An 18283-nucleotide genomic window follows, 5' to 3' on the forward strand; every position below is an offset into this window, starting at 1 on the left:
TGATCAAGGCGGCGGTTTCACGGCCGGTTCCGGACTTCCGAGTCCGGGGCCGGCCGTTTCCGTGCCACCTCCGTGTCGCCGGATGCCGGGCTGATTCCCCCTCTGGCGAACATGCCCCACAAGGCGCTGAGACGCACGTAGCATCTAATTACGTCGTATCTGAGGAGTGTGGCGAAATGTTTGAGAGATTCACGGACAGAGCTCGCCGGGTAGTCGTCCTTGCACAGGAAGAAGCCCGGCTGCTCAACCACAATTACATCGGGACCGAGCACATCCTGCTGGGCCTCATCCACGAGGGTGACGGCATCGCCGCGAAGGCGCTCGAATCCCTGGGAATCTCGCTTGAGAGCGTCCGCGAACAGGTCCAGGAGATCATTGGACAGGGTCAGCAGGCGCCATCGGGTCACATTCCCTTCACCCCGCGTGCCAAGAAGGTCCTGGAGCTGTCTCTGCGTGAGGCCCTCCAGCTCGGCCACAACTACATCGGCACCGAGCACATCCTGCTGGGCCTCATCCGCGAGGGTGAAGGCGTCGCCGCGCAGGTGCTGGTCAAGCTGGGCGCAGACCTCTCGAAGGTCCGCCAGCAGGTCAACCAGCTCCTCACGGGATACCAGGGTGGCAAGGAGACCGCAGGCGCCGGCGTCGGTTCCAGCCAGCAGGAAGGCACCCCGGCAGGGTCCGTGGTGCTGGACCAGTTCGGCCGCAACCTGACCCAGGCCGCGCGGGAGAACAAGCTCGATCCGGTGATCGGCCGCGAGCACGAGATGGAACGCGTCATGCAGGTCCTCTCGCGCCGCACCAAGAACAACCCGGTGCTGATCGGCGAGCCCGGCGTCGGCAAGACCGCCGTCGTCGAGGGCCTGGCCCAGGCGATCGTCCGCGGTGACGTCCCGGAGACCATCAAGAACAAGCAGCTCTACACCCTGGACCTCGGGTCCCTGGTGGCGGGCTCCCGGTACCGCGGTGATTTCGAGGAGCGCCTGAAGAAGGTCCTCAAGGAGATCCGCACCCGGGGCGACATCATCCTGTTCATCGACGAGATCCACACCCTGGTGGGTGCGGGTGCCGCCGAGGGCGCGATCGACGCCGCCTCGATCCTGAAGCCGATGCTGGCCCGTGGTGAACTCCAGACCATCGGCGCCACCACGCTGGACGAGTACCGCAAGCACATCGAGAAGGACGCCGCGCTCGAGCGCCGCTTCCAGCCCATCCAGGTGGCGGAGCCGAGCGTGGACCACGCCATCCAGATCCTGAAGGGCCTGCGCGACCGCTATGAGGCGCACCACCGCGTGAGCATCACCGACGGCGCCCTCGAGGCCGCCGCCACCCTGGCTCAGCGGTACATCTCGGACCGCTTCCTGCCGGACAAGGCCATCGACCTGATCGACGAGGCCGGAGCCCGTCTGCGCATCCGCCGCATGACGCCTCCGGCGGAGCTCAAGGAGATGGACGTCGCCATCGAGGCGGTCAAGCGGGAGAAGGAATCCGCGATCGACGCTCAGGACTTCGAGGGCGCCGCGGCGCTCCGTGACCGTGAGCAGAAGCTCGTGACCGAGCGTCACGAGAAGGAAGAGGCCTGGCGCAACGGCGGTCCGGATGAGATCGCCGAGGTCGATGAGGAGCTCATCGCCGAAGTGCTGGCCAACTCCACGGGCATCCCGGTCTTCAAGCTGACGCAGGAGGAATCCAGCCGTCTGCTCAAGATGGAGGACGAACTGCACAAGCGTGTGGTCGGCCAGGACGACGCCATCAAGGCGCTGTCCCAGGCGATCCGCCGCACCCGTGCCGGGCTCAAGGATCCCAAGCGTCCGGGTGGCTCGTTCATCTTCGCCGGCCCCACCGGCGTCGGCAAGACCGAACTGGCCAAGGCACTCGCCGAGTTCCTGTTCGGTGACGAGGACGCCCTCATCACCCTCGACATGTCCGAGTACTCGGAGAAGCACACCGTGTCCCGGCTCTTCGGAGCCCCTCCCGGATACGTGGGCTACGAAGAGGGCGGCCAGCTGACGGAGAAGGTCCGTCGCCGTCCGTTCTCCGTGGTGCTGTTCGACGAGGTGGAGAAGGCCCACGCGGACCTCTTCAACTCGCTCCTGCAGATCCTGGAGGACGGCCGTCTGACCGACTCCCAGGGCCGCGTGGTGGACTTCAAGAACACCGTGATCATCATGACCACGAACCTCGGCACCCGGGACATCTCCAAGGGCGTCATGACGGGCTTCCAGTCCGGCACGGACACCAAGACGGGCTACGACCGGATGCGGGCGCGGGTCACGGAGGAGCTCAAGCAGCACTTCCGCCCCGAGTTCCTGAACCGTGTCGATGACGTCGTGGTCTTCCCGCAGCTGACGCAGGACGAGATCATCGAGATCGTCGACCTGTTCGTCACCCGCCTGGAGAACCGTCTGAAGGACCGGGACATGGGCATCGAGCTCACGCCCGCCGCGAAGGTCCTGCTGGCCACCCGTGGCTACGACCCCGCGATGGGTGCCCGTCCGCTCCGCCGGACCATCCAGCGCGAGATCGAGGACCAGCTCAGCGAGAAGATCCTCTTCGGGGAACTCAAGGCCGGGGACATCGTCCTGGTGGACGTGGACGGCGAAGGCGACGAGGCGAAGTTCACCTTCGCCGGCACCGCCAAGCCGACGGTTCCGGAGCTTGCTCCGAGCGCCCACGGTGACGGTGGCACCGGGGAGCTGGGCAGCGGAGCCGCCTGAGGTTCGCAGCACCGTGCATGACTGAACGCTGTGCATGACTGAAGGCCGGCGACGGCGGGGAGACCCGACGTCGCCGGCCTTTCGCGTGTGCCGCGTGGCCGCCGTCGCGCTGAGTACGCTACCGAGGCGGCGAATCCGCTACCACTGGTAGCGGATTCGCCGCGTGCATAGCGGACTCGGCACGGAGCCCGGCCCTTCGTCCGCCTGGATGTCCACCCTGCGTCCCGGGTTCCGGGTGGGCGGGCGCCAAGCCCTACGATGGAGGAATGCCAGCAGCCGACTTCACGCTCCGCCCCGCCCGCACCTCCGACGTCCCGGGCATCAAGCGACTCGTGGCGCCGCTGGCGGAGGAACGGATCCTCATGGCCAAGGAGACGGTGGCCTATTACGAAGGCATCCAGGAGCTGCGCGTGGCCGAGTCCACCGACGGCGAACTGGTGGGCTGCGGCGCCCTCCACGTCATGTGGGAGGACCTGGCGGAGATCCGCACGCTGGCCGCCGCGGACAGCTGGCGGGGCAGGGGCGTGGGTCATGCCCTGGTCAAGCGCCTCCTGGACGAGGCCCGCGCACTCGGGGTGAGCCGCGTCTTCTGCCTGACGTTCGAGGTCGGGTTCTTCCAGCGCCACGGATTCGAGGTCATGGAGGACCAGAGCGCCGTCGATCCGGCCGTCTACGCGGAGCTGCTGCGCTCGCATGACGAAGGTGTCGCGGAGTTCCTGGACCTCGCCCGCGTCAAGCCCAACACCCTGGGCAACACCCGCATGATCCGCCGGCTCTGAGTTTCACGGACAACCCCCAGGACGCTTCCCGCCCGTCCCTCTACCGTGCCCCGGGCGCTGGTAGTAGGGTCACAGTGAGGCGCTCCGACACAAGGCAGGTAGTCCCATGAAAAAGCTCATCAATGACCCGCGCGCAGTGGTGGAGGAGGCCGTCGAAGGATTCGGCCTGGCCCACCCCGATCTGGTGACCGTCCACCCGGATCCGATCTTCATCACCCGCAAGGACGCGCCGGCGGCCGGCAAGGTGGGGCTCGTCTCCGGCGGCGGCAGCGGGCACGAGCCGCTGCATGCGGGCTACGTGGGACTCGGGATGCTGGACGCCGCCGTTCCCGGCGCCGTCTTCACCAGCCCCACCCCGGACCAGATCCTTCCGGCGACGCTGGCCGCGGACTCGGGCGCCGGCGTCGTGCAGATCGTCAAGAACTACACGGGTGACGTGCTCAACTTCGAAACGGCCGCAGAGCTGGCCCAGGCCGAAGGCGTGGATGTGCGCTCGGTGCTGGTGAACGACGACGTCGCGGTCGAGGACTCGCTGTACACTGCCGGACGCCGTGGCGTGGGCGGCACGGTGCTGGTGGAGAAGATCGCCGGCGCCGCCGCGGAGCGGGGCGACTCGCTGGACGCCGTGGAGGAGATCGCCAACCGCGTCAACGCGAACGTCCGCACCATGGGCGTGGCTCTCAGCGCATGCACCGTCCCGCATGCCGGGGTTCCGAGCTTCGATCTGGCGGAGGACGAGATCGAGATCGGCATCGGCATCCACGGCGAGCCGGGCCGGCACCGCATCCCGCTGGAGAACGCGGACGCCATCACCGCACGCCTGCTGTCCCCGGTCTTGGAGGACCTTCAGGCCGCGCCGGGCCAGAAGGTTCTGCTGTTCGTCAATGGCATGGGAGGGACGCCGCAGAGCGAGCTCTACATCGTCTTCCGGGCCGCCACCCAGATCCTGGCCGAGGCCGGCCTCGAGGTGGAACGCAGCCTGGTGGGCAACTACATCACGGCGCTCGAGATGCAGGGCTGCTCCATCTCCGTCCTGAAACTGGACGATGAGCTGGTGGAACTCTGGGACGCCCCGGTTCACACGGCGGCACTCCGGTGGGGGGTCTGACCATGACGGAGACTCTCGGGCTGGCCTGGACCCTCGACTGGCTGCGCCGTGCGGGCGCCGTGCTCGCGGAGAACCGGATGGCGTTGATCGAACTGGACAGGGCCATCGGGGACGCCGATCACGGCGAGAACATGGAACGCGGTTTCACGGCGGCGCTGACCAAGCTGGAGGAGCAGCCGCCCTCCACCCCCGGAGCGGCGCTGAAGTCCGTGGCCATGTCTCTCATGTCCAAGGTGGGTGGCGCCGCCGGCCCCCTGTACGGGACGGCGTTCCTGCGGGCGGCCACGGCTCTGGGTGACGCTGAGGAACTCGACTCCGAGGCCCTGGCGGCCGCCCTCGCCGCGGCTCGCGACGGCATTGTGGCCCGAGGCAAGGCCGAGCAGGGCGACAAGACCATGATCGACGCCTGGACGCCGGCCGTGGAAGCAGCCCAGGCCGCGGTGGGGGAGAGCCCCGCGGTGCTCCTGGACCGCGCCGCGAAGGCGGCGGAGCAGGGCGCGGAGGCCACCGAACCGCTCGTGGCCCGCAAGGGCCGGGCCAGCTACCTCGGCGAACGCAGCGCGGGACACCGCGACCCCGGATCGCAGTCGACCGCGCTGCTCCTGCGGGCTGCCGCGGACGCCGCGGCGGACTCCTGATCCCGGACCGTTAGAATCAACCCTGCGGCCCGCTCCGGCGCGCCGCTTCCCGGTCCCTCGCGGGTCCGGGTCATCACTTCGCTCGTTTCGCCGGAAGGGTCCCATGACTGTCGGAATCGTGATCGTGTCCCACAGCACCAAGATCGCGGAGGGGGCCTGTGAGCTGGCCGCCCAGATGGCCCCGTCGGTGCGCCTCGAGGCCGCAGGCGGCACCGACGACGGCGGCCTGGGAACCAGCCTGGAAAAGGTGATGGCCGCGATCGAGGCGGCGAACTCCGGTGAAGGCGTGGTGATCCTGTGCGATCTGGGCTCGGCCGTCATGGTGGCCGAGAGCGCCGTGGAGTTCCTGGGCACGCCGCAGGACGTCTCCCTGGCTGACGCACCGCTCATCGAAGGCCTGGTGGCCGCCTCCGTGGCGGCGCAGGGCGGTGCCGGAGTGGCGGCCGTGAAGGCGGCGGCCGAGTCCGCGTTGGCCCAGCAGATGCAGGCCCGCATCGATGACAGCACCGCGCCTCCTGCACGCCCCCGCGCCGTCCAGGAGGACGCGGATGAGCCCGCCTCCGTGGGTGGGGCGATCGTGGAGGACTTCGAGGTGCTGAACCAGCTCGGCCTGCATGCCCGGCCCGCGGCGGTTCTGGCCGGTTACCTGGGCGGCCTGGACGTGGAGGTCGACATCAACGGCGCGGACGGTCAGTCCGTCATGATGCTCATGACCCTCGCCGCGGGGCAGGGCACCGTGCTGCACGTGCGCGCCAGCGGCCCCGACGCCCGCCGCGCCATGGACTTCATCGCCGAACAGTGCCGGACGGGTTTCGGGGAACTCTGAGCCTTCCCTTCTCTCTCATCGGCTGCTCCATAGGATGCCGTGTCCCGCCGATTTCGGGGTGGAATGGCGCCCTGCGGAGCAGTCGACGATTTAAAGGGTGACGCCCGCGTCGCTCTCGGTGGCCAGCCGGTCCGTCAGCAGACCCGCCAGGCAGCGCTCCAGCTGATCCGCGGGGGCCTGGAGCCGGTGCAGCGCGTCGAGTGTGCGGAACACGCCGTCCCCGGCGCTCCACGTGACGTCCACCGTACCCGAGCCCGGGCCCGAGTCCAGACCCGAGTCCAGGGCTGCGCCCGTGACGGCGCCCGTGTCCCAGCCCTCGGGACGCGCCAGGAACAGCTCCCGCGGCACCGGAGCCCCGGCCTCCCGCAGCACGGCCATCATCGCGCCCCGGACCTGCCGGTCGGTGCCGTGCCAGGACTGGCCCTTCGGTGTGTACTCGGGGTCCGGACGCCCCGCGGCGAGCCAGGCGCACTCCGCGGCGACCGGGCATTCCTCACATTTGGGCGACCTCGCCGTGCAGACCAGGGCGCCCAGCTCCATGACGGCGGCATTCCACGTCACCGACTCGGCCCGGTCCTCCGGGAGGAGCTCCTCGGCCAGCCGGGCCTCCGCCGCGGTGAAGGACGGGGCCGGCAGTGCGGAACCGGTGAAGAGCCGGGCATGGACCCGGCGGATGTTGGTGTCCACGACGCTCTCACGGCGGCCGAACGCGAAAGCGGCGATGGCCGCGGACGTGTACGTGCCGACGCCCGGGAGCGCCTGGAGGGCTTCGCGCGTGTCCGGCACGGCGCCGTCGTGCTTCTCGACGATCGCGACGGCGGCGGCATGCAGCCGCTGCGCACGCCGGGGATACCCGAGACGGCCCCAGGCGCGGACGGCTTCGGAGGCGGGCTCGGCGGCCAGGTCCGCCGGAGTGGGCCAGCGCTTCATCCAGGCCTCCCAGACAGGGAGGACCCGGACCACCGGGGTCTGCTGGAGCATGAATTCGCTGACCATGATGCCCCACGGGCTGCAGCCCCGCGAGTGGGGGAGGGCGGTCCGCCAGGGGAGGTCTCGGCCGGTGGCCAGGAACCACTCCTCAATGAGCTTGGCGGTCTTCAGCCGGGTGCTGTCGCTGGGGTACGTGGTCATGGCGGAATCCACTGTATCCCCCACCTGCGGCTTGCGGGGTCACTTATGGTCCCCTGAACCGGCTCCGGGCGGCATCAAGTGACCCCGCAATCACGGAGCGGCCCGGCCGCGGGCACCCAGGCTGACTGGGTAGGCTTGGAGGCATGGCACGGCAGGGTGTGAGCAGAGGCGGCGGGACGCAACGGAAAGTCAGTCCTGCCGTGTACCGGCGACGGCGCGTGGTGGTCCTGGGGGCTCTGATCGTGGTCCTGGCGCTTGTGGCCTGGGGCGTCTTCGGTCTCATGTCCCTGATGAAGGGCCCGGCCGGCCTGGCGTCGGCCGCGACCGGCACGGATGCGCCGAGCGCCGCACCCGTCGCCACGTCGGCCAGCCCGTCAGCTCCGGCGACCCCGGTGTGCGATGAGGGGCGGGTCAAGGTCACGGCCACCACGGACAAGAAGGTCTACGGACCCAAGGAGAACCCCGTGCTGACCCTCAAGGTCACCAACGAGGGAACCGTGGCGTGCCCCATCAACATCGGCACCTCGCAGATGGAGTTCCTCATCTCCAGCGGCCAGGACCGGATCTTCAACTCCCGCGACTGCATGGACAAGCCGAACGATCTGAAGAAGACCCTGGCGCCCGGCAAGAGCGAGACCGCCAATTTCGTATGGCAGCGCAACCGGTCGGTCGAGGGATGCCAGCTGATCACGGCGAAGCCCGGGGCGGGCGGCGCCACCTACGTCTTCCAGGCGACCCTGGGCCAGCGCACCAGCGACAAGGCCATCTTCCAGCTCGGCTGAGGTTCTGCCGGGCGGGCGTCCGGCGCTTCAGATGTAGCGGACGCTCTAGATGTAGCGGTCCAGGAGGCTCGACTCGGCCATCCGGGACAGGCCCTCGCGGACGCTGCGGGCACGCTGCTCGCCGATGCCGTCCACCTGCATGAGGTCCTCGATCGTGGCCGCCATGAGGTACTGGAGGCCCCCGAAGTGCTCGACCAGACGGTCCGCGACGGCGCCGGGCACGGCTTTCAGGCCGGACAGCAGGCGGTACCCGCGCGGTTCGACGACGGCGTCCGGTGACGCCTCGCCGCCCGCCCCGGCGATGATCGCGGCGATCCGGTGCGGATCGACCAGATCCTGCGCGCTCAGCTCGCGCAGCGCGACGACGGCCCGGTCGATGTCCTCGGAGGATGCGTCGGAACCGGCGTAGTCCCGGAGGATCACCTCGCTGCCCGGCCCGCGGCCGGCCGTGAGTTCGTCGAGCTGAAGGGCCAGCAGGCGGCCGTCCACGCCGAGCTCCAGGACGAGCTGGGAGATCTCCTCGGAGATCCGGCGGACCATCTCCTGGCGCTGCAGGGTGACGGCGACGTCGCGCACGGTCACCATCGCCTCGATCTCCAGCGAGGAGAGGGCGGCGGTCACCTGGTCCAGGCGCGAGCGGTAGCGCTCCAGTGTGGCGAGGGCCTGGTTGGCGCGGGCGGAGACCTTCTCGGAACCCTCCAGTACGTGGCGGAGGCCGTTCACGTAGAGGGCGATGATCTGCATGGACTGGCTGACCGAGATGACGGGGAAACCGGTTTGCTTGGCCACGCGCTCTGCGGTGCGGTGCCGGGTGCCGGACTCGGAGGTCTCGATGCTGGCGTCCGGGACCAGCTGGACCCCGGCGCGGACGATGTGACGGGCGTCCTTGTCGCAGACGATCGCGCCGTCCATCTTCGCCAGCTCGCGGAGGCGGGTGGGGGAGAACTCGATCCCGATCTCGAAACCGCCCGAACAGATGGAGTCGACCGTGCGGTCCGAACCCAGCACGATCAGGGCGCCGGTCCGTCCGCGGAGGATGCGTTCCAGGCCGTCACGCAGGGCGGTGCCGGGCGCGACGCGGGCGAGAGTGGCCGTGAGCGTCTCTTCTGGTGTGCGGGCCATGCTGACAGTTCCCTTCAGGCGTCCGGGCCGGAGTCTTGCGGTCCGGCTCCAAGAGCCGTTGGACGATCTGCATCGCGGCACACGCAAAGTGCACCTTCCACGGCTGAGACCATCATAGGGTCCAGCCGGGCCGGATTCCGCATCAGGACGCCGGAAAGTGCCTCATGGAGCGGCTGCGGACGCGGCCGAAAAGTGCGTCTTTGCGGACGCGGCTCCTCAGGCGGTTTCGGCCAGCACGGTCTCGATCCGGCCGATCACGCCGGGCCAGCCCCGGCCCATGCCCTCGAGTGCCTGACGTCCGGCCGGGGTGTCGAGCCGGAAGCCCGCGTGCTCGAAATGCAGGACGGTGCCGTCCACGACGCTTTCCAGGCGCCACGTGACGGTGGTGTCCAGAACGCCCTCGGCGAAGAGGATCGTGAGTGCCCTGCCGGGTTCGACGGCGAGGACTTCGCAGCGCTGCTCGCCCCAGTGGGCCATGTCGAGCGTGAACCGGTGGCCGACGACGGGCGCGATGTCTCCGGCGGCCCACCAGCGGGCGAGGAGTTCCGGCGTCGTGATGGCCTCCCAGACGCGCTCGATCGGGTGCGGGAAGTGGCGTTCGAGACGGATGGCGTTCTCGGTGGTCTCGGCGGCAGGCTGCGTGTCGGGGATCTGGTTCTCAGGCATCATTCTTCCGTTCTGCGGGGTTCTCGCGGGGTGCGGTGGAGGGGGCGCCTGGCGTTCCGGGAGCCGGCGCCGTGGCGTCGAGGAGGGATCCGAGGTCGTCGAGGCGTTCGTTCCAGTAGTGCTCGTAGTGCTTCAGCCAGTCGCCGACGTGTGACAGTCCGCCCGCCTGCAAGTGATAGACCCGGTTCCGGCCGCGGCGTTCCTCCAGGACCAGGCCTGCCTCGCGGAGCACGGCGAGGTGCTCGGAGGCAGCCGACCGGCTCAGCTCGAGCAAACCGGTGAGCTCACCGGCCGTGAGCGGGCCCTGGCGCAGGGCGTCCAGCATCCTGCGCCGGGCAGGGTTGGCGAGAGCGCCGAAGACGTCGGGAAGCACAGAGTCAGGATATGTCGGAAATATCCGACATATCAAGTCCTCCCGACTTGTGTGCTCAGTTGTTGCGGGTTGCAGGGTCCGGAATCCGCAACAACTGAGCACACAACGACGGGCACCACACCTGAGCACACAACGACGACGGCGGGCCGCCTCGGCGTCCGCGAGGGGGAACCGCGGGCTCAGCCCGGCTCAGCTCGCCGTCGTCGGGCGCAGCGCCGGCCCGTGGCCGGGCAGGATGAGGTCCACGGGCTGAGCGTTCAGCAGATCGAAACTGCGGCGGATACCGTCGTGGTCGTGGCTGAAGAACAGCGGCAGAAGCTGTGCCTGGACCGGTCCGGAGAGGAGTTCGTGGTCGCTCACGAGGGTGTCTCCGCTGATCAGGACCCGGCCGTCGGAGGAGTCGAGGAGGAACGCCACGGATCCCGAGGTGTGGCCGGGGCAGAGAAGCACCGTGGGGCGCCCGGGGACGTCGAGGCCTTCTCCGTCGGTGAACGTGCGGGCGGGGGTGACGGACAGAGGCTTGAGCGCGTCCAGCCTGATCACCATGCGCAGCCAGCGCCGCACTTTCCGTTGCAGCAATTTGCCCGCGACCTGGCCGAAGGTGAGCTGTTCCCGGCGAGGACCGACGAGATTCGCGACTTCCGCTTCGTGGCACCACACGGGGATGCCGTGCTCCTCGGACAGTTTCGCCGCACCGCCGATGTGATCCACGTGCCCGTGTGTGACCAGCAGCGCGGCGCAGTCGGCAGGTTTCAGACCCAGACGTTCGAACGATTCCAGGAGCAGTGGGTGGTCGCCCGGGTAACCACTGTCGATGAGAGTGAAAGCCGGGCCGTCCGGTTCTTTGACGATCACCCAGTTCGCGGAAGCACCCCGGACCAGGAAGACGCCCCGGGCCTCTTCGGTGATGACCGGGCCGGCGCCGTCGGCCGCCGATCCGCCCGGCAGGGATGCCAGCACCTGGAAGGAAGAGATCACGGGCAGGTCGCCTTTCGCGGGAGGGGATGAACCCTTCAGTTGTACCAGCGCGTCTTGCGGAGGCCGTGTCACATCGACTTCCGCCCTCCGCGAGGCGTCACCCGTGGAACAGCAGTTCCAGCGCCTGTGCCAGGTGTTCCACTTCCTTCACGGTGAAGCCGTCCGGGACCGGGCCGGGGCCGTTGGGGCTGGACGGGACGATGGCGTGCGTGAAGCCGAGCCGGCTCGCTTCGTGGATGCGCTTGTTGATGCCGGGCACGGGCCGGACTTCTCCGGCCAGGCCCACCTCGCCGAACGCGATCAGACGGCTGGACAGCGCCTTGCCCGCCTTGGCCGACGCGACTGCGAGGGCGACGGCTAGATCCGTGGCGGGCTCGCTGAGCTTCACGCCGCCCACCGTGGCCACATACGAATCGTCCTTGTGGAGCTGACAGCCGGCGCGCTGCTGCAGCACGGCCAGGAGCATCGAGACGCGGGAGGAATCCAGGCCGCTCGTGGCACGGCGGGGCTGGGCATTGGAGGAGGTCGCCAGGAGGGACTGCACCTCGGCCACCAGGGGGCGCCGGCCCTCCAGGGTCACGGTGATGCAGGTCCCGGACACGGGCTCCTTGGTCCGCGAGACGAACAGGCCGCTCGGGTCCGCCAGACCCTCGATGCCGTCCTCGTTCAGATCGAAGCAGCCCACCTCGTCCGTGGGCCCGTAGCGGTTCTTCACGGCGCGGATGAGCCGCAGCCGTGAATGGCGCTCGCCCTCGAACTGGCAGACCACATCCACGAGGTGCTCCAGGAGCCGGGGGCCGGCGATGGAGCCGTCCTTGGTCACATGTCCCACCAGGAGGGTGGTCATGTTCCGCTTCTTCGCGGCGGCGATCAGGGACGCCGCCACCTCCCGCACCTGTGAGACGCCGCCCGCGGAACCCTCCACTTCGGGACTGCTCAGGGTCTGGACGGAGTCGACCACGAGCAGCCGGGGCTCCACCCGTTCCACCTGGCCCAGGGCCTGGGAGAGGTCCGTCTCCGCGGAGAGGTACAGGGTGTCCGCCACGGCGTCGATCCGTTCGGCGCGGAGTTTCACCTGCGCCGCCGACTCCTCACCCGTCACGTAGAGGACGTCCTGGCCCGTGCGGGCGAACCGCGCGGCCACGTCCAGGAGCAGGGTGGACTTGCCGACCCCGGGCTCGCCGGCCAGCAGGATCACGGCCCCGGGGACCAGGCCGCCGCCGAGCACCCGGTCCAGTTCATTCACGCCGGTGGGCAGGAAGGCCGCGGCCGCCGCGTCCACCGAGGCGATCGGGAGGGCGGGCTCCAATACTGTGGCGGCCGCCGTCGTGCGTGCGACCGTGGTTCCGGTCTCCACCACCGTGCCCCAGGCCTGGCACTCGCCGCAGCGGCCCACCCACTTGATGGTGGTCCAGCCGCATTCGGTGCACTTGTATCCCGGCGCTTTGCTGCCGCGGGTGGTCTTGCTCGCCATGTCCTCAAGCCTATCGGCGGGGACCGACAGAAATTCCGGAACGCTCAGAGATCCGGCAGGTAGTCCCGGGCCTCCTTGGCCTCCACGCCGGCGGTCTCCAGGAGATCCACCATGAGGGGACGGAACAGCATGACCACCGTCTCGCCCTCCAGCCGGCTCACGCCCAGCAGGCGCGGGTGCAGGCGCGTGGCGATCGACGCCAGGTCCTGCTGCGCGTCCCGCAGCGCGGAGTCGCGGCCCCGGCCGTCGTCGCCCGCGTAGCCGACCGCCATGAGGTCCACCGCGTCGGCGGTCTCCAGCAGCACCTCCGCGATGCTCTGCGTCGCCTCATCGCTGAGCGCCGTGTGATTGATGGCGCTCGTCAGGCGGCGGGCGAACACCCGGCAATTGCGCAGGGCAAGGTCCAGGAACTCGACCGCCTCGCCCAGCTGCGAGACCTCCGAACGGTGCCGCCGGTAGAGCGGGGACATGGTGGCCACCTCGCCCGAGGCCCTCAGCGCCATCCGCAGGGCGTCCAGCTCGGGCTGGCAGTTCCTGGCCCGGACCAGGGCGTGCCAGGCCAGGGTGGAGTCGTCGTCCATGAGGCTCTTGCCGCATTCCCGCAGCACCTCGGAGGTCTGCTGAAGGGTGGACCGCAGAAGCACCCGGGGTTCCTCTCGCGGGTCCCGGGGCGTCAGGAACGTCACCAGGAGGGCGAACACCCCGCCCACCACGGCATCCAGGCTGCGGGTGAACGGCCCTCCGGCAGGCGCCGGGAGCAGCACCACCAGCAGCGATTGAAGTCCCAGCTGGGTGGCGAAGATGGCCCCGCTGTCCAGGAACCGCGCCAGGAGGATCGAGAAGAGCAGCACGACGGCGGCCTGCCAGATCCCCGACCCCAGCCAGTGGAGCAGGACGTCCCCCACCGCGATGCCCAGCGTGCAGCCGACGCCCACTTCCAGCACGCGCCGCAAGCGGGTCCCCCGCGCGAAACCGAGCGCGATCAGCGAGGAGGTCGCCGCGAACAGCGGACCCACATGCCCCAGGACCAGCTCCGCGAAGGTGTACGCCCCGACGGCGCAGAACGTCATCTGAAGTGCGGGGATGAGCGATTCGCGCATGCGGATGGCGCCCGTGGTGGCGCGCTCCTTCGCTTCCCTGCCAAGCGGCTTCACGCCGGTCATGCGCACCATGGGCCCAGTCTATTGCCGAGCCGGCGACGGCGCCCTGCGGCCGTCCGTTCATGTCGCCGTGGCCTCCGGTTCAGGAAGTGTCTTTACGGCGTGCGTCAGGCCAACGCAATGCGGCCCGGCCAGAAGTCACGGAGTATCCACGGTGGGTTAACCTCACGTTCACCTTTAACCGCGGATCCCTTTACCTCGGCTCTTTAGTTTCGTTGAAGGTACAAAGGTACGCATCGTCGGCAGGACCGTCACGCACCCGATCGGGGCGGAAGGCAGAGTCCGGGCCGACGCGACATCAGGACCCTGAAAGGGAACATTGTGAAGGCTCTCCGCTTCGGCCGCCATGCGGCACTCGCAGTCGTCGCAGCAGGCGCTCTGGCGCTGACCGCTTGCGGTTCGGACAACGCGACCGGCACCAACTCGGCTGCCCCCAGCAACAACGGGCCGAAGGTCACCGGCACGCTGACCGGCGTCGGCGCCTCCTCCCAGGGTGCGGCCATGGACGCTTGGAAGACCGGCTTCGGCGGCGCCAACTCCGGCGCCACCGTGCAGTACTCCCCGGACGGTTCCGGTGCAGGCCGCAAGGCCCTCCTGGACGGCTCCGCCCAGTTCGCCGGCTCCGACGCCTACCTGAAGGATGACGAGTACGCGTCCTCCAAGGAGAAGTGCGGCCCCAACGGCGCCATCAACATCCCGGTGTACATCTCCCCGATCGCCGTGGCCTTCAACCTGCCGGACGTCAAGGAGCTCAAGCTCGACGCCGACACCACCGCCAAGATCTTCCGCGGTCAGGTGGCCAAGTGGAACGACCAGGCCATCGCCAAGCTGAACCCGGGCGTCACCCTGCCCGATCTCAAGGTCACCCCGGTGAACCGCTCGGACGACTCCGGCACCACCAAGAACTTCACCGACTACCTGTCCGCCGTGGCCCCGTCCGTGTGGACCGACAAGGCCGATGGCGTCTGGCCGTCCTCCCTCAAGGGTGAGAACGCCAAGGGCACCTCCGGCGTGGTCAAGACCGTGACCGACACCCCCGGCGCCGTGACCTACGCGGATGACTCCGCCGTTTCCGGCAAGCTCGGTGTGGCCTCCATCAAGGTCGGCGAGACCTTCGTGAAGCCCACCGCCGAGGGCGCCGCCAAGGCCGTCGAGACCGGCAAGTCCGTGGAAGGCCGCGCTCAGGGCGACCTGTCCCTGAAGATCGACCGCAAGACCACCGACTCCGCGGCGTACCCGCTGACGCTGGCCTCCTTCCACATCCTGTGCACCACCTACAAGGACCAGGCCACCGTGGACCTCATCAAGGCGTTCGAGAACTACGTGGTGAGCGACGCCGGCCAGCAGGCCGCCGCCGACGCCGCCAAGTCCGCGCCGCTGAGCAAGAGCCTTCAGGAGAAGGCCAAGGCCGCGATCGAGCAGATCAAGGTCAAGGGCTAGCATTCCCCGCCCGGGGATGACGAGTTCCCTGTCCAGAGCATTCTCCCCGACGCCGTGGGAACCGGGTTCCACACCCGGCCCCCACGGCCAGGGGACGAGGAAGACCTGGACAGGGAACTTTGCCGTTACCCACCCGATCAGGGAATCCGGCAGGGCCGGGGCACCCCACACTGGACTGGAAGGCAGTTAAGTGAGCAGCAACACCATGACTGAGTCATCGGCCGCAGGGCGGGCCGGCGACAAGGTCTTCTCCGGGGCCACGCTCGGCGCCGGGATCCTGATCCTCCTCGTCCTCTTCGGTGTGGCGGCGTTCCTCGTCGCCCAGGCGATCCCCGCACTGGTGGCCGACCCGGCCGACATCCAGGGCGGCGCCGGGTTCTGGGCCTACATCTGGCCGATCATCATCGGCACCCTGATCGCCGCCACGATCGCCCTGGTGATCGCCACCCCGGTGGCCATCGGCGTCGCGCTCTTCATCTCGCACTACGCCCCGCGCCGTCTGGCGTCGGCGCTCGGGTACGTGATCGACCTCCTGGCCGCCATCCCCTCGGTGGTGTACGGCGCCTGGGGCGCCGCGTTCCTGGCCAAGGAGATCTCCCCGGCGTACGACTGGCTGGCGGACAACCTGGGCTGGATCCCGCTGTTCGCCGGTCCCGCCTCGGCCACGGGCAAGACGATCCTCACCGCGGGCATCGTCCTGGCGGTCATGGTCCTTCCGATCATCACCTCCCTGTCCCGCGAGATCTTCCTCCAGACCCCCAAGCTGCACGAGGAGGCCGCGCTGGCCCTCGGCGCCACCCGGTGGGAGATGGTCCGCATGGCCGTCCTGCCGTTCGGCCGCCCGGGCATCATCAGCGCCATCATGCTCGGCCTGGGCCGCGCGCTCGGCGAGACCATGGCCGTGGCCCTGGTGCTCTCCTCCGGCGCGCTGACGGCCAGCCTGATCCAGAGCGGCAACCAGACCATCGCCGCGGAGATCGCCCTGAACTTCCCGGAGGCGTCCGGCATCAAGGTCAACACCCTGATCGCGGCCGGCCTGGTCCTCTTCGTCATCACCCTCGGCGTGAACATGATCGCGCGGTGGATCATCACCAAGCACAAGGAATTCTCGGGGGCCAACTGACATGACCACCACCCTGACACCCACACCCAATCGCCGCCGCTCCGCCCTGACCAAGGGCCAGCTGCCGAAGTACGCCCCCTGGGTCGTGCTGGGCGCGTCCTTGATCGTCGGCGCGGCGCTCGTGAATCTGATCGGCTTCAACCCGTTCGGCTGGGGCCTGATCTCCGCCATCCTCTTCACCGTGGGCCTGGTGGCCTGGAGCGGTTCCGTGGAAGGCGCCCGCAAGGCCAAGGACAAGCTGGCCACCTGCCTGGTGTTCGGCTCCTTCATCATCGCCGTGCTGCCGCTGGTCTCCGTCATCTGGACGGCGCTGGTGAACGGCATCCCGGGCCTCATGACCCCCGGCTTCCTCGGCACCTCGATGAACGGCGTGACCGGTGTGGCCGACAACAAGGCCGTGGAGAACGGCACGAGGGTCCTGGGCGGCGTGTACCACGCGCTGATCGGCACCCTGCAGATCACGGCCCTGGCCACGGTCATCTCCGTGCCGGTGGGTCTGCTCACCGCGGTCTACCTGGTCGAGTACGGCAACGACCGTTTCCTGGCCCGCGCCATCACCTTCTTCGTGGACGTCATGACCGGCATCCCGTCGATCGTGGCCGGTCTGTTCGCGGCCGCGTTCTTCTTCATCGTGGTGGGCCCCGGCACCAAGACCGGCGCGGTCGCCGCGATCGCGCTCTCGGTGCTCATGATCCCCGTGGTGGTGCGCTCCAGTGAGGAGATGCTCAAGATCGTCCCGAACGAGCTCCGCGAGGCCGCCTACGCCCTGGGCGTGCGCAAGTGGCGCACGATCGTGAAGGTCGTCATCCCGACGGCGATCTCCGGCATCGCGTCCGGCGTCACCCTGGCGATCGCCCGCGTCATCGGCGAGACGGCGCCCATCCTCGTCACCGCCGGCTTCGCGACCGCGATCAACAACAACGTGTTCGGCGGGTGGATGGCTTCGCTCCCGACGTACATCTACACGCAGATCCTGAACCCGACGTCGCCGTCCAACCCCGGTCCGTCGGACCAGCGGGCCTGGGGCGCGGCCCTGGTCCTGATTATCCTGGTGATGCTGCTGAACCTCATCGCCCGCCTGATCGCACGGGTCTTCGCGCCCAAGCAGGGCCGCTAGAGACACCCACTGAAGATTCCGAAGGAACCACAGCAATGAGCAAGAGAATCGACGTCAAGGACCTGAACGTCTACTACGGCAACTTCCTGGCCGTGGAGGGTGTCAACATCAACATCGAGGCCAAGTCGGTCACGGCCTTCATCGGCCCGTCCGGCTGCGGCAAGTCCACCTTCCTCCGCACGCTGAACCGCATGCACGAGGTGCTGCCGGGCGCACACGTGGAAGGCGAGGTCCTGCTGGACGGCGCGGACATCTACGGCCCCGGCGTCGATCCGGTGACCGTCCGCACGAACATCGGCATGGTGTTCCAGCGCCCCAACCCGTTCCCCACCATGTCGATCCGGGACAACGTCCTGGCCGGCGTGAAGCTGAACAACAAGCGGATCTCCAAAGGCGAGGCCGACGCCCTGGTGGAGAAGTCCCTGCAGGGCGCCAACCTCTGGAACGAGGTCAAGGACCGTCTGGACAAGCCCGGTTCGGGCCTCTCGGGTGGCCAGCAGCAGCGTCTCTGCATCGCCCGTGCGATCGCGGTGGAACCGGCCGTGCTGCTCATGGACGAGCCGTGTTCCGCTCTGGACCCGATCTCGACCCTCGCGGTGGAGGACCTCATCAATGAGCTCAAGGACTCCTACACCGTGGTGATCGTGACCCACAACATGCAGCAGGCCGCCCGCGTCTCGGACAAGACGGCGTTCTTCAACATCGCGGGCACCGGCAAGCCGGGCAAGCTCATCGAGTTCGCGGACACCAGCACCATCTTCAACAACCCGAGCCAGAAGGCCACCGAGGACTACGTGTCCGGCCGCTTCGGGTGATCCTTGCGGACGACCCCTGGAAATGCTGAGGACCCAC

At 68.8% G+C, this 18283-nt stretch carries 17 protein-coding genes; 10 read left to right on the forward strand and 7 right to left on the reverse strand.

Annotated elements, in window-relative coordinates; translation table 11 throughout:
- The first annotated feature begins 176 nt into the window (after positions 1-176).
- The 5 genes from AB4Y75_RS13845 (at position 177) to dhaM (ending at position 6065) form a co-directional block, all read left to right on the forward strand.
- The gene (locus AB4Y75_RS13845; protein ID WP_441436450.1) at positions 177-2714 is read left to right on the forward strand and encodes an ATP-dependent Clp protease ATP-binding subunit; all 2538 of its coding nucleotides are present in this window, start codon (positions 177-179) and stop codon (positions 2712-2714) included.
- A gap of 266 nt (positions 2715-2980) precedes the next feature.
- A complete protein-coding gene (locus tag AB4Y75_RS13850; protein ID WP_441436451.1) occupies positions 2981-3493 on the forward strand; it encodes an amino-acid N-acetyltransferase in 513 nt (170 codons plus the stop codon).
- Positions 3494-3599: 106 nt separating this feature from the next.
- Positions 3600-4601: a dihydroxyacetone kinase subunit DhaK gene (gene dhaK, locus AB4Y75_RS13855; RefSeq protein WP_441436452.1), complete on the forward strand. Its 1002-nt coding sequence runs from the start codon at positions 3600-3602 to the stop codon at positions 4599-4601.
- A 2-nt stretch (positions 4602-4603) separates the two neighbouring features.
- Positions 4604-5239, forward strand: coding sequence for a dihydroxyacetone kinase subunit DhaL (dhaL, locus tag AB4Y75_RS13860; RefSeq protein WP_441436453.1), 636 nt, complete (start codon positions 4604-4606; stop codon positions 5237-5239).
- A 103-nt stretch (positions 5240-5342) separates the two neighbouring features.
- Positions 5343-6065 carry a dihydroxyacetone kinase phosphoryl donor subunit DhaM gene (gene dhaM, locus AB4Y75_RS13865; RefSeq protein WP_441436454.1) on the forward strand — a complete coding sequence of 241 codons (723 nt, stop codon included), beginning with the start codon at positions 5343-5345 and terminating at the stop codon, positions 6063-6065.
- Positions 6066-6155: 90 nt separating this feature from the next.
- Here dhaM and AB4Y75_RS13870 read toward each other — a convergent pair whose 3' ends face one another.
- Positions 6156-7196: an A/G-specific adenine glycosylase gene (locus AB4Y75_RS13870; protein WP_441436455.1), complete on the reverse strand. Its 1041-nt coding sequence runs from the start codon at positions 7194-7196 to the stop codon at positions 6156-6158.
- Between the two features lie 143 nt (positions 7197-7339).
- Here AB4Y75_RS13870 and AB4Y75_RS13875 point away from each other — a divergent pair, with 143 nt between their 5' ends.
- The gene (locus tag AB4Y75_RS13875) at positions 7340-7978 is read left to right on the forward strand and encodes a hypothetical protein (RefSeq protein WP_441436456.1); all 639 of its coding nucleotides are present in this window, start codon (positions 7340-7342) and stop codon (positions 7976-7978) included.
- A 45-nt stretch (positions 7979-8023) separates the two neighbouring features.
- Here the strand turns inward: AB4Y75_RS13875 and disA are convergent, their stop codons facing one another.
- The 6 genes from disA to AB4Y75_RS13905 all read right to left on the reverse strand — a co-directional run bounded on the left by disA (position 8024) and on the right by AB4Y75_RS13905 (position 13763).
- Entirely contained in the window at positions 8024-9100 is a 1077-nt protein-coding gene (gene disA / locus AB4Y75_RS13880) for a DNA integrity scanning diadenylate cyclase DisA (protein WP_441436457.1), read from the reverse strand.
- Positions 9101-9316: 216 nt separating this feature from the next.
- Positions 9317-9766, reverse strand: coding sequence for an SRPBCC family protein (locus AB4Y75_RS13885; protein ID WP_441436458.1), 450 nt, complete (start codon positions 9764-9766; stop codon positions 9317-9319).
- Entirely contained in the window at positions 9759-10139 is a 381-nt protein-coding gene (locus tag AB4Y75_RS13890) for an ArsR/SmtB family transcription factor (RefSeq protein ID WP_441436459.1), read from the reverse strand. The genes AB4Y75_RS13885 and AB4Y75_RS13890 overlap by 8 nt, the downstream gene beginning before the upstream one ends.
- A 189-nt stretch (positions 10140-10328) precedes the next feature.
- Entirely contained in the window at positions 10329-11117 is a 789-nt protein-coding gene (locus tag AB4Y75_RS13895; RefSeq protein ID WP_441436460.1) for an MBL fold metallo-hydrolase, read from the reverse strand.
- A gap of 97 nt (positions 11118-11214) precedes the next feature.
- A complete protein-coding gene (radA, locus tag AB4Y75_RS13900; RefSeq protein WP_441436461.1) occupies positions 11215-12591 on the reverse strand; it encodes a DNA repair protein RadA in 1377 nt (458 codons plus the stop codon).
- 44 nt (positions 12592-12635) lie between these two features.
- Entirely contained in the window at positions 12636-13763 is a 1128-nt protein-coding gene (locus AB4Y75_RS13905; RefSeq protein ID WP_441436462.1) for an FUSC family protein, read from the reverse strand.
- A gap of 309 nt (positions 13764-14072) precedes the next feature.
- Here AB4Y75_RS13905 and pstS point away from each other — a divergent pair, with 309 nt between their 5' ends.
- The 4 genes from pstS (at position 14073) to pstB (ending at position 18246) form a co-directional block, all read left to right on the forward strand.
- Positions 14073-15191 (forward strand): phosphate ABC transporter substrate-binding protein PstS, encoded by a 1119-nt coding sequence (gene pstS / locus AB4Y75_RS13910; RefSeq protein WP_441436463.1) that lies wholly within the window; start codon positions 14073-14075, stop codon positions 15189-15191.
- Between the two features lie 205 nt (positions 15192-15396).
- The gene (pstC, locus tag AB4Y75_RS13915) at positions 15397-16314 is read left to right on the forward strand and encodes a phosphate ABC transporter permease subunit PstC (RefSeq protein ID WP_441436513.1); all 918 of its coding nucleotides are present in this window, start codon (positions 15397-15399) and stop codon (positions 16312-16314) included.
- 1 nt (position 16315) lies between these two features.
- Positions 16316-17431 carry a phosphate ABC transporter permease PstA gene (gene pstA, locus AB4Y75_RS13920; protein WP_441436464.1) on the forward strand — a complete coding sequence of 372 codons (1116 nt, stop codon included), beginning with the start codon at positions 16316-16318 and terminating at the stop codon, positions 17429-17431.
- Between the two features lie 35 nt (positions 17432-17466).
- Positions 17467-18246: a phosphate ABC transporter ATP-binding protein PstB gene (gene pstB / locus AB4Y75_RS13925; protein ID WP_144629715.1), complete on the forward strand. Its 780-nt coding sequence runs from the start codon at positions 17467-17469 to the stop codon at positions 18244-18246.
- Positions 18247-18283 lie beyond the last annotated feature (37 nt).

The organism is Arthrobacter sp. RAF14, from assembly GCF_052114185.1.
Classification (GTDB): Bacteria; Actinomycetota; Actinomycetes; order Actinomycetales; family Micrococcaceae; genus Arthrobacter_E.